The organism is Kitasatospora sp. NPDC085879, from assembly GCF_040686255.1.
In the GTDB taxonomy this organism is placed as follows: Bacteria; Actinomycetota; Actinomycetes; order Streptomycetales; family Streptomycetaceae; genus Kitasatospora.
This window is the reverse complement of sequence record NZ_JBFBJZ010000052.1, coordinates 1-11,373: the sequence shown is the minus strand read 5'-3', so window position 1 is coordinate 11,373 and position 11,373 is coordinate 1. Positions and strand designations below refer to the sequence as shown.

The 11,373-nt window shown below is 74.4% G+C and carries 9 protein-coding genes; 7 read left to right on the top strand and 2 right to left on the bottom strand.

The genetic code is table 11. The features are described 5' to 3' along the window. Positions 1-41: 41 nt before the first annotated feature. Positions 42-1,382, top strand: coding sequence for a sensor domain-containing protein (locus AB0P35_RS30505; RefSeq protein ID WP_363517150.1), 1,341 nt, complete (start codon positions 42-44; stop codon positions 1,380-1,382). 14 nt (positions 1,383-1,396) lie between these two features. After that, positions 1,397-2,029 (top strand): response regulator transcription factor, encoded by a 633-nt coding sequence (locus tag AB0P35_RS30500; RefSeq protein WP_095875215.1) that lies wholly within the window; start codon positions 1,397-1,399, stop codon positions 2,027-2,029. Positions 2,030-2,074: 45 nt separating this feature from the next. On the opposite strand, the gene AB0P35_RS30495 is transcribed toward AB0P35_RS30500, so the two are convergent. Further along, on the bottom strand, positions 2,075-2,944 hold the full coding sequence (locus AB0P35_RS30495; RefSeq protein ID WP_363517147.1) for an alpha/beta fold hydrolase: 870 nt from the start codon (positions 2,942-2,944) through the stop codon (positions 2,075-2,077). A gap of 220 nt (positions 2,945-3,164) precedes the next feature. On the opposite strand from AB0P35_RS30495, the gene AB0P35_RS30490 reads away from it, so the two are divergent. Then, positions 3,165-4,061 (top strand): Gfo/Idh/MocA family oxidoreductase, encoded by an 897-nt coding sequence (locus AB0P35_RS30490; RefSeq protein ID WP_363517256.1) that lies wholly within the window; start codon positions 3,165-3,167, stop codon positions 4,059-4,061. Positions 4,062-4,142: 81 nt separating this feature from the next. Here AB0P35_RS30490 and AB0P35_RS30485 read toward each other — a convergent pair whose 3' ends face one another. Then, complete coding sequence (locus AB0P35_RS30485) at positions 4,143-4,382, bottom strand: chaplin (protein ID WP_363517253.1); 240 nt, start codon at positions 4,380-4,382, stop codon at positions 4,143-4,145. Between the two features lie 389 nt (positions 4,383-4,771). Between AB0P35_RS30485 and AB0P35_RS30480 the strand changes: the two genes are divergently transcribed. From AB0P35_RS30480 to AB0P35_RS30465, 4 genes are all read left to right on the top strand, one after another. Next, complete coding sequence (locus AB0P35_RS30480) at positions 4,772-6,469, top strand: acyclic terpene utilization AtuA family protein (RefSeq protein ID WP_363517144.1); 1,698 nt, start codon at positions 4,772-4,774, stop codon at positions 6,467-6,469. Then, entirely contained in the window at positions 6,466-8,064 is a 1,599-nt protein-coding gene (locus AB0P35_RS30475) for a carboxyl transferase domain-containing protein (RefSeq protein WP_363517141.1), read from the top strand. The genes AB0P35_RS30480 and AB0P35_RS30475 overlap by 4 nt, the downstream gene beginning before the upstream one ends. A gap of 24 nt (positions 8,065-8,088) precedes the next feature. Next, positions 8,089-10,017: a biotin carboxylase N-terminal domain-containing protein gene (locus AB0P35_RS30470; RefSeq protein ID WP_363517138.1), complete on the top strand. Its 1,929-nt coding sequence runs from the start codon at positions 8,089-8,091 to the stop codon at positions 10,015-10,017. Between the two features lie 84 nt (positions 10,018-10,101). Further along, on the top strand, positions 10,102-11,283 hold the full coding sequence (locus AB0P35_RS30465) for an acyl-CoA dehydrogenase (RefSeq protein ID WP_095871423.1): 1,182 nt from the start codon (positions 10,102-10,104) through the stop codon (positions 11,281-11,283). Positions 11,284-11,373: the final 90 nt, after the last annotated feature.

Sequence of the window (11,373 nt, the reverse complement as noted above, 5' to 3'; positions counted from 1 at the left end):
CCTAGGGTGGGGCGGATACCGGGACGGGGGAGAGGCGACGGATGGACGCGGACGGGCGGGGCGGGGCGCTGTGGGAGGCGTGGGCCCGGCCCGGATTTCTGCGCGGCGCGCTGCCCTGGCGGGCGGCCGGCTATCTGCTCGCCTCCGGGACGGCCGGGCTGCTGCTCTGCGCGGGGCTGTTGCTGGCGGTGACGGTCGCCGGGGTGCTCGCCGTGCTGCTGGTCGGGCTGCCGCTGCTGCTGGGACTGGGCCTGGTCGGAGTGCCGTTCGCGGCGTGGGAACGGCGGCTGGTAGCGCTGTTGGACGGTGCGCCGGTGCCCGGCCCGCACCTGCTGCCGGCCCGCCCCGGGCTCTCGGCCTGGCTGCGGCTGCGCTACCGCGAGCGGGCCACCTGGCGGGAGCTGGGTTTCGCCGCGCTCGCCGCCTTCGTCCTGTGGCCGATCGACCTGGTCGTCGCGGGCTGCGCACTCGCGGTGCCCGGGTACCTGGTGGCGGCGCTGCCCCTGCTCCTGCTGGACGGCGAACAGGTGAACGTCCTCAAACTCTGGCAGGTTCACTCCCCTTACCTGGCAGGGGTGTTGGGGCTCGGCGGGGTGCTGGCGGCGGCGCTGCTCGCCTATCCGCTGACCGCGGTGGCGGCGGGGCGGGCCGCACTCGTCCGGGCGGTGCTGGCGCCGGGCGGCCACGAGCTGCGGATCGGTGAACTGGTCAGCTCGCGTGCCCGGTTGGTGGACGCCTTCGAGGCGGAACGGCGTCGGATCGAGCGGGATCTGCACGACGGCGCCCAACAGCGCCTGGTCGCCCTGGCGATGACGCTCGGACTCGCCAGGCTGGACGCGCAGCCCGGCAGCCCGCTCGCGGCCCGGCTGGCCCAGGCGCACCGCGAGGCGGGCGAAGTGCTGTCCGAGCTACGAGAGTTGATCAACGGCATCCATCCGCGGGTGCTCGCCGACCGGGGCCTGCCGGATGCCTGTGCGGACACCGCCGACCGGTCGCCGGTGCCGGTCGACGTCGCCTTCGCACTGCCCGGGCGGCTGCCGGCCGCGGTCGAGTCGGCCGGCTGGTTCGCGGTGGCCGAGGCGCTGGCGAACATCGCCAAGCACAGCGGTGCCCGCTCCGCCCGGGTCGACGGGCGGTACGCTGACGGACTGTTGACCATCGAGGTGTCGGACGACGGATGCGGCGGGGCCGATCCGGCGGGCGGCACCGGCCTCACCGGGCTGGCCGACCGGGTCTCCGTCGTCGACGGGACGCTGACGGTGAGCAGCCCGCGCGGAGGCCCGACCCTGCTGCGTGTGGAGATCCCGTGCACCCCGATCGGCCCGCGCACCCCGATCAGCCCGCGTACCCCGGACCTGCCGTGCGCCCCGGACAGCCCGTGAGGCCGCTCCGCGTGGTGCTCGCCGAGGACAGCGTGCTTCTGCGCGAGGGCCTGCTCGGCCTGTTGGACCGCTTCGGCCACCGGGTGGTTGCCGCGGTCGGGGACGCTGACGCGCTGAGCGCGGCCGTCGACGCGCACGGGCCGGACATCGTCATCACCGACGTCCGGATGCCGCCCGGCCAGACCGACGAGGGCCTGCGCGCCGCCGTCGCGCTGCGTGCCGGGCGTCCGGGCCTCCCGGTGCTGGTGCTCAGCCAGTACGTGCAGCGCTCGTACGCCGCCGAGCTGCTGGACTCCGGGGACGGATCCGGTGTGGGGTACCTGCTGAAGGACCGGATCGGGCAGGTCGAGGAGTTCCTCGCGGCGGTCGCAACGGTGGCGGCCGGCGGTACCGTGGTGGACCCGGAGGTGGTGCGCCACCTGCTGCGGCGCCGACGCGATCCCCTGGAACGGCTGACCCCGCGTGAGCGCGAGGTGCTGGCGCTGATGGCCGAGGGCAGGTCCAACGCGGCGATCTGCCGCGAGCTGGTGGTCTCCGAGGCGGCCGTCGGCAAGCACATCGGCAACATCCTGATGAAGCTGGACCTGCCCCCGGCCGAGGAGACCCACCGGCGGGTGCTGGCGGTCCTCCGGTTCCTCCGGGCCTGAATGCCGGGGCCCGAGTGCCGAGCCGGGGAACGCTCATCGGGTGCGTCACCCGGCGGTCCGGCCGCCGCTGCCGGCAGCGGTGTGGTCGAGGATCGCGCGGACGACCGTTGCCCGGTCGGCGCGGTCGACCCCGTGGCCGGCGTCCTCCAGGGCCAGCAGCCGGGCCCCGGGGATCCGTTCCGCGAGGGCCTGGCCATGGGGGAGCGGGAACATCGGGTCGGCGGTTCCGTGGATCACCAACGTGGGCACCGTGATCGAGGACAGCGGTGCCCGGGTGTGCTCGCCCTCCGCGAGCACGTCGTGGTTGCGGGCCGCGGCGATGTCGTGCGCGCGCTCGACGTCGCGGCGGACGAGGCTGCGGGCGGCGGCCTCGTCGAACGGGCGCCGCCCGCCTGCGAGCAGGCGGGCGTAGGCCACCTGGTGGTCGACCACCGCGTCGGCGCCGGACGGGTCGGCGTCCGCGGTCGAGACGAAGGCCATGAACTCCTCGGTCGGCGGCGGGAGTCCGCCGGTGCCGCCGGGCACGGCCGAGGTGGTGCTGATCAGGACGAGGGAGAGGACGCGGGCGGGGTCGTCGAGCGCGAGCAGCTGCGCCAGTGCCCCGCCGGCCGAGACACCCACGACGTGCGCGGCCGGGATCCCGTGGCCGTCGAGCACCCGGGCGGCGTCGGCGACCAGGTCCGCGCCGGTGTAGCCGGGGCGGCCCGGCTCGTAGGTGGTCGAGCGGCCCGTGTCGCGGTGGTCGTAGCGGATCACGAAGCGCCCGCCCTCGGCGAGCATCCGGCAGAAGCCCTCCTCCCACCAGAGCATCGAGGCCCCGGTGCCCATGACGAGCAGGACGGGCGGATCCGACGGGTCGCCGAAGGACTCGGTGCACAGCTCGACGCCGTCCGCCTCGACCATGCGCTCGGCCATCTTGCTGCCTCCTCTCCTGTCTCCCACGGTACCGGCGCGCCGAGGCGCCGCCAGGGGCCGGTCCGACGGTCCGTCGGACCGGATCTTCCGCATCCGCACTGCTCAACGGCATGGCTGGCATATGCTGCTGGGCGGCCAGGCCCCCGGGCCACCCCCGGGGGCCACCACACCCTCAGCAGGAGAGCACGTGAGCCACGACCACGACATCGATGCCGCACCCCTGCCGGTGGCGGTGATCGGACTCGGTGACATCGCCCAGAAGGCCTACCTCCCGGTGCTCACCGCCCAGCCCGGCCTCGACCTGCGGCTGATGACCCGTGACCGCGCCAAGCTGGACCGCCTCGGCGACGCCTACCGGATCCGGCACCGCTACACCGACCTCGGCGAGGTCATCGACAGCGGCATCCGCGCCGCCTTCGTGCACGCCGCCACCAGCCAGCACGTGCCGATCGTCGAGCAGCTGCTCACCGCGGGTGTCGACGTGTACGTGGACAAGCCGCTGGACCACACCCTGGACGGTGCCCGCCGGCTGGTCGACCTGGCCGAGCAGTCCGGCCGCTCGCTGCTGGTCGGCTTCAACCGCCGCCACGCCCCCGGCTACCTGCTCGCCATGGAGCGCCCGCGCGATCTGATCGTGCTTCAGAAGCACCGCGAGGGGCTGCCGGAGGCCGCCCGCACCGCCGTCTTCGACGACTTCATCCATGTGGTCGACACCCTGCGCTTCCTGGTGCCCGGCGAGATCGAGCACGTGGACGTCCGCTCGCGCAGCCGCGACGGGCTGATGGAGCACGTCGTGCTCACCCTGGCCGGCCAGGGCTTCACCGCGCTCGGCATCATGAACCGGATGAGCGGCGCCACCGAGGAGGTGCTGGAGGTCTCCGGCGGCGACTCCAAGCGGAGCGTCATCAACCTCGCCGAGGTGGTCGACTTCCGCGGCCAGCCGACCGTCCGCCGCCGCGGCGACTGGGTGTCGGTCGCCCGCCAGCGCGGCATCGAGCAGACCGTGCTGTCCTTCCTGGAGTCCGTCCGGGCCGGCAAGGTGCTCTCCGCGCGGGACGCACTGCGCACCCACGAGCTGTGCGAGCACGTGGTGGCGCAGATCGAGGCGCAGGCCTGACGGACCGCCGGCCCGCACTCGCGGCGGTGCCCCCGGGACGGCCCTTGTTCGGGCCGCGCCGGGGGCACCCGTGCGCGAGGCTCAGCTGTTGGTGCAGACGTTGCCGGACGTCGGGTTCAGCAGGCCGATCAGGTTGATGCTGTTCCCGCAGACGTTGACGGGAATGTGGATCGGGACCTGAACCACGTTGCCGGACAGCAGGCCCGGGGAGTCGGTGGCCGTGCCGACGGCGCTCGCGTCTGCGTTGGCCACACCGGCGGTGCCGAGCACGAGAGCACCGGCGGCGCCGGCCAGCGCGAGAGCCCTGCGGATGTCCTTCACGGTCTTCTCCAATTCGGGAGGGGACGTTCCTGGGTGGAACCCGGGCGCCGGGCCGGCGGCTCGCCGGCAGGGCGGTGCCCACCACCCAGTCTTGGCACGGCGAGACGAAACGGTCCTCCGGGCGCGCGCGAGGTTCCTCCGCCCGGGTGGGAATCTTCACGAACACTGGGCCATCGGCGGTACCGACACCCCCGCTGCTGGTTACGGGCTGTGACGGGTCGTCGGATTCGGGCCCGCACCACCCCCGTACGGCGCCGTCCCTCGCCGGACGAACCGTTCCGCCGCGGCGCCCCCGCCCGGACGGGTCGCGGAGAAAAACAAGCATGCATGCTTGATTTATTCATGGGCCGCTGCCAGGCTGCTGCACGACCAGAGCAGGGGAGGCGGGCATGCTGCGGATCGGCAACGCGTCCGGGTTCTACGGCGACCGGTTCGCCGCGTTCGAGGAGATGCTCACCGGCGGACCGCTGGACGTGCTGACCGGCGACTACCTCGCCGAACTGACCATGCTCATCCTCGCCCGGGACCGGCTCAAGGACCCGGGCCTCGGCTACGCCAAGACCTTCCTGCGGCAGGCCGAACAGTGCCTCGCCCTCGCCGCCGAACGGGGCGTCAAACTCGTCGTCAACGCCGGCGGCCTCAACCCCGCCCGGCTCGCCGAGGCGGTCGCCGAACTCGCCGCCAAGCAGGGCCTCACGCTGCGCGTCGGCCACGTCCTCGGCGACGACCTGCTCGCCCGCGCCGCGGAGTTCGGCCCCCGGCCCGGTCTGCTCGCCGCCAACGCCTACCTCGGCGGGGCCGGCATCGCCGCCTGCCTGCGCGGCGGCGCCGACATCGTCGTCACCGGCCGGGTCACCGACGCCGCCCTCGTCACCGGCCCCGCCATGGCCCACTTCGGCTGGGGCCCGGACGACCTCGACGCGCTCGCCGGGGCCGTCGTCGCCGGCCACGTCCTCGAGTGCGGCGCCCAGGCCACCGGCGGCAACTACGCCTTCTTCCGCGAGCACCTCGGCCCCGGCACCGACCCGCGCCCCGGCTTCCCGCTCGCCGAGATCCACGCCGACGGCAGCAGCGTCATCACCAAACACCCCGGCACCGGCGGCGCCGTCACCGTCGAGACCGTCACCGCCCAACTGCTCTACGAGACCGCCGGACCCCGCTACGCCGGACCGGATGTGACGGCCCGCCTGGACACCGTCCGGCTCGCCCAACAGAGCCCCGACCGGGTGCTCGTCGAAGGGGTGCGCGGCGAGGCCCCGCCACCCGACCTCAAGGTCGGCCTCAACCGGCTCGGCGGCCACCGCAACGAAATCGTCTTCGTCCTCACCGGCCTCGACATCGAGGCCAAGGCCGATCTGGTGCGCCGCCAGTTCGAGGGCGCGCTCGCCCGGCGACCGGCCGAACTGCGCTGGACCCTCGCCCGCACCGACCACCAGGACGCCGACACCGAGGAGAGCGCCTCCGCGCTGCTCCGCCTCACCGTCCGCGACCCGGACGAGCGGACCGTCGGCCGGGCCGTCGGCGCCGCCGCCGTCGAACTCGGCCTGGCCGGCTACCCCGGCTTCCACCTCACCGCGCCACCCGGCCCCGGCACCCCGTACGGCGTCTTCGAGACCGCGTACACCGACCGGCGCGGCGTCCCGCACACCGCGGTGCTGCCCGACGGCACCCGCCTCGCCGTCCCGGCGCCCGACCGCACCCGCCCGCTGGAGCCGCTCGCCGAACCGCCGCTGCCCGAACCGCTGCCCGCCGGGCCCACCCGCCGCGCCCCGCTCGGAGTGGTCGCCGGCGCCCGCAGCGGCGACAAGGGCGGCGACGCCAACCTCGGCGTCTGGGCCCGCACCGAGGACGGCTGGCGCTGGCTCGCCCACGCCCTCACCACCGACCTGCTGCGCCGACTGCTCCCCGAGACCGCTGGCCTGACGGTGGAACGGCACCTGCTGCCCAATCTGCGCGCCGTCAACTTCACCGTCGCCGGACTGCTCGGCGAGGGAGTCGCCGCGCAGGCCCGCTTCGACCCGCAGGCCAAGGCGCTGGGGGAGTGGCTGCGCTCCCGGCACCTCGACATCCCGGAGGCCCTCCTGTGACCGTCCTCCCCACCCGCCTCGACCCCGGCGGCGCCGAGCACACCGCCCACCGGGACGCGATGCTGGCGAAGCTCGCCGCCCTCGACGCCGAGCACACCAAGGCGCTCGCCGGTGGCGGACCCCGCTACGTCGAACGGCACCGCGGCCGCGGCAAGCTGCTCGCCCGCGAGCGGATCGAGCTGCTGCTCGACCAGGACTCGCCGTTCCTGGAGCTCTCCCCGCTCGCCGCCTGGGGAAGCGACTACCCCGTCGGCGCCGCCCTGGTCACCGGCATCGGCGTGATCGAGGGCACGGTCTGCGTCATCACCGCCAACGACCCGACCGTGCGCGGCGGCGCCAGCAACCCGTGGACGCTGAAGAAGGCGCTGCGGGCCAACGAGATCGCCCTGCACAACCGGCTGCCGCTGGTGAACCTCGTCGAGTCCGGCGGCGCCGACCTGCCCAGCCAGAAGGAGATCTTCATCCCCGGCGGGGCGCTCTTCCGCGACCTCACCCGGCTCTCCGCCGTCGGCATCCCGACCGTCGCCGTGGTCTTCGGCAACTCCACCGCCGGCGGCGCCTACGTGCCCGGCATGTCCGACCACACCGTGCTGGTGCGGGAGCGCGCCAAGGTCTTCCTCGGCGGGCCGCCGCTGGTGAAGATGGCCACCGGCGAGGAGGCAGACGAGGAACGGCTCGGCGGCGCCGACATGCACGCCCGCACCTCCGGCCTCGCCGACCACGTCGCCGAGGACGAACCCGACGCCTGCCGGATCGCCCGCCGGATCGTCAAACGCCTGCACTGGCAGCGCCGCGGCCCGCTGCCCGACCTGGCCGCCGAACCGCCGAAGTACGACGAGGAGGAGCTGCTCGGCATCGTCCCCGGCGACCTGCGGGTGCCCTTCGACCCGCGCGAGGTGATCGCCCGGATCGTCGACGGCTCCGACTTCGACGAGTTCAAACCGCTGTACGGGCCGAGCCTCGCCACCGGCTGGGCCACCGTGCACGGCTACCCCGTCGGCATCCTCGCCAACGCCCAGGGCGTGCTCTTCAGCGCCGAGTCGCAGAAGGCCGCCCAGTTCATCCAGCTCGCCAACCAGCGCGACATCCCGCTGCTCTTCCTGCACAACACCACCGGCTACATGGTCGGCGAGGCCTACGAGCAGGGCGGCATCATCAAGCACGGCGCCATGATGATCAACGCGGTCGCGAACTCCCGCGTCCCGCACCTGTCCGTGCTGATGGGCGCCTCCTACGGAGCCGGGCACTACGGCATGTGCGGCCGGGCCTACGAGCCGCGCTTCCTGTTCGCCTGGCCGAGCGCCAAGTCCGCCGTGATGGGCCCGCAGCAGCTCGCCGGGGTGCTGTCCATCGTCGCCCGGCAGTCCGCCGCCGCCAAGGGCACCCCGTACGACGAGGACGCCGACGCGGCGATCCGCGCCATGGTCGAGCAGCAGATCGAGGCCGAGTCGCTGCCCGCCTTCCTCTCCGGACGGCTCTACGACGACGGCGTCATCGACCCGCGGGACACCAGGACGGTGCTCGGACTCTGCCTCTCCGCCGTGCACAGCGGCCCCGTCGAGGGCGCCCGCGGCTACGGCGTCTTCCGGATGTAGCTCCTTGTGGAGGAACGGACCCACGTGATCACCTCTCTGCTGGTCGCCAACCGCGGCGAGATCGCCCGGCGGATCTTCCGCACCTGCCGGGACCTCGGCATCGCCACCGTCGCCGTGCACTCCGACCCGGACGCCGGCGCCCCGCACGTCCGGGAGGCCGACACCGCCGTCCGGCTGCCCGGCGCCGCCCCCGCCGACACCTACCTCCGCGCCGACCTGCTGATCGACGCCGCCCGCGCCGCCGGCGCCGACGCCGTCCACCCCGGCTACGGCTTCCTCTCCGAGAACGCCGACTTCGCGCAGGCCGTCCTCGACGCCGGCCTCACCTGGATCGGCCCGCCGCCCGCCGCGATCGCCGCCATGGGCTCCAAGACCGGCGCCAAACGGCTGATGGCCGAGGCCGGGGTGCCCGTCCTCACCGTCGGCGAGCACCCGACCGAGGCCGACCTGCCGCTGCTCGTCAAAGCCGCGGCCGGCGGCGGCGGACGCGGCATGCGGATCGTCCGCGACCTCGCCGAGCTGCCCGCCGCCCTCGCCGCCGCCCGCGCCGAGGCACTCTCCGCGTTCGGCTCCGACGAGGTCTTCTGCGAGCCCTACCTGCCCACCGGGCGGCACGTCGAAGTCCAGCTGATGGCCGACACCCACGGCACCGTGTGGGCCGTCGGCGACCGCGACTGCTCGCTGCAGCGCCGCCACCAGAAGGTGATCGAGGAGGCGCCCGCACCCGGCCTCACCGACCGGCAGCGCGCGGACCTGCACCGGGCCGCCGTCGACGCGGCGAAGGCCATCGGCTACGTCGGCGCCGGCACCGCCGAATTCCTGCTCGCCCCCGACGGCCGGCTCGCCTTCCTGGAGATGAACACGCGCCTCCAGGTCGAACACCCCGTCACCGAATGCGTCACCGGCCTCGACCTGGTCGCCCTGCAGATCGCCGTCGCCGAGGGCGACGCCCTGCCCGCCGAGCCGCCCGCCACCACCGGCCACGCCATCGAGGCCCGGCTCTACGCCGAGGACCCGGCCCGCGACTGGCAGCCGCAGACCGGCACCCTGCACCGCCTCACCCTCGCCCACCCGCACACCGAGTTCGCCACCGCCGCCGCCCCCGCCGGGCTGCGCCTCGACTCCGGCGTCACCGACGGCACCACCGTCACCGTGCACTACGACGCCATGCTGGCCAAGGCCGTCGCCTGGGCACCCACCCGCGCCGCCGCCGCCCGCCGGCTCGCCGACGCCCTCGCCCGCGCCCGCGTCCACGGCCCCGCCACCAACCGCGAGCTGCTCGTCCGCGCGCTGCGCCACCCCGCCTTCCTGGACGGCCGGCTGCACACCGGATTCCTCACCGAACACGCCGCCGACCTCACCGCCCCCGACGGCAAGGACACCCCGCTCGCCGCCCTCGCCGCCGCGCTCGCCGACGCCGCCGCCCGCCGCACCGCACTGCCCTCCGGCTGGCGCAACCTGCCCTCCCAGCCGCAGGTCAAGCGGTACCGGGCCGCCGACGGCGGCGAATGGGAGGTCCGCTACCGGATCGGCCGGGCCGGCCTGGACGCCGAGGGCCACCCCGGCACCCGGCTCCTCGCCTCCGCCCCCGACCTGGTCGTCCTGGAGACCGGCACCCTCCGGCAGACCTTCCACATCGCCGCCCACGGCACCGCCGTCTGGGTCGACGGCCCGCACGGCGCCACCGCCCTCACCGCGCTCGACCGCTTCCCCGACCCCTTGCAGCGCACCGACCCCGGCGCGCTGCTCGCCCCCATGCCCGGCATCGTCGTCCGCACCGCCGCCGCCCCCGGCGACACCGTCACCGCCGGACAGCCGCTGCTCTGGCTGGAGGCGATGAAGATGGAGCACCAGGTCACCGCGCCCGCCGACGGGCTGCTCACCGAACTCCGCGTCGCCCCCGGCCAGCAGGTCGAGCCCGGGGCCGTCCTCGCGGTCGTCCAGCCCGCCTGACCGCCTGACCGCCTGACCGCCTGACCGCCTGACCGCCTGTTTGTCGAACGCCGTACCCACCCTCACCGCCCGGAAGGACGCCGCATGTCCGCACCGCGCACCACCGCAGGCACCCTCGTCGAGACCCCCGAACAGCAGGCCCTGCGCCGGGCCGTCGCCGACCTCGCCGCCCGCTTCGGCCCCGCCTGGTTCCAGGCCAAGGCCCGCGCCGGCGAGTACGCCGACGAACTGTGGGCCGAGGCCGGCAAGCTCGGCTACCTGGGCGTCAACCTGCCCGCCGAGTACGGCGGCGGGGGCGCCGGCATCACCGAGCTCGCCATCGTCCTCGAAGAGCTGGGCGCGGGCGGCTGCCCGCTGCTGATGCTCGTCGTCTCGCCCGCCATCTGCGGCACCGTCATCGCCCGGTACGGCACCGAGGAGCAGCGCCGCCGCTGGCTGCCAGGCCTCGCCGACGGCACCCGCCGGATGGCCTTCGGCATCACCGAACCGGACGCCGGCTCCAACTCCCACCGGATCTCCACCGTCGCCCGCCGCGACGGCGAGGACTGGCTGCTCACCGGCCGCAAGGTCTTCATCTCCGGTATCGACCACGCCGACGCCGTGCTCTTCGTCGCCCGCACCGAGGACGCCCGCACCGGCCGGCTGCGGCCCTCCCTGTTCGTCGTCCCGCGGGACACCCCCGGCTTCGAGTACCGGGCGATCCCGATGGAGCTGGTCGCCGCCGAGAAGCAGTTCCAGGTCTTCCTGGACGACGTCCGGCTGCCCGCCGACGCCCTGGTCGGCGACGAGGACGCCGGGCTCCTCCAGCTCTTCGCCGGCCTCAACCCCGAGCGGATCATGACGGCCGCGTTCTCCATCGGCGCCGCCCGCCGCGCCCTGGACACCGCCGTCGACTACGCCCGCACCCGCACCGTCTGGGACACCCCGATCGGCGCCCACCAGGGCATCGCGCACCCGCTCGCCCAGTGCGCCATCGAGGTCGAACTCGCCCGGCTGATGACCCAGAAGGCCGCCCACCTGTACGACACCGGCGACGACCCCGCCGCCGGAGAGGCCGCCAACATGGCCAAGTACGCGGCCGGCGAGGCCGCCTGCCGGGCCGTCGACCAGGCCGTCCAGACCCTCGGCGGCAACGGCCTCACCCAGGAGTACGGCCTCGCCTCACTGCTCACCGTCACCCGGGTCGGCCGGGTCGCCCCGGTCAGCCGCGAGATGATCCTCAACTACGTCGCCCAGCACACCCTCGGCCTCCCGCGGTCCTACTAGTGTCTTGCGCCGCAAATCACGAGGGTAAGTTGCTACCCTTTTCGAGTGTCACATCCTGGGCCTTCTGCCGTGTCGATCACGTTGTCCGAG

What these genes read in the sequence shown, in the direction of transcription:
- AB0P35_RS30505 (WP_363517150.1), top strand. Translation starts at nt 42, where the DNA reads ATGGACGCGGACGGGCGGGGCGGGGCGCTGTGGGAGGCGTGGGCCCGG.
- AB0P35_RS30495 (WP_363517147.1), bottom strand. Translation starts at nt 2,944, where the DNA reads ATGGCCGAGCGCATGGTCGAGGCGGACGGCGTCGAGCTGTGCACCGAG.
- AB0P35_RS30480 (WP_363517144.1), top strand. Translation starts at nt 4,772, where the DNA reads ATGCTGCGGATCGGCAACGCGTCCGGGTTCTACGGCGACCGGTTCGCC.
- AB0P35_RS30465 (WP_095871423.1), top strand. Translation starts at nt 10,102, where the DNA reads ATGTCCGCACCGCGCACCACCGCAGGCACCCTCGTCGAGACCCCCGAA.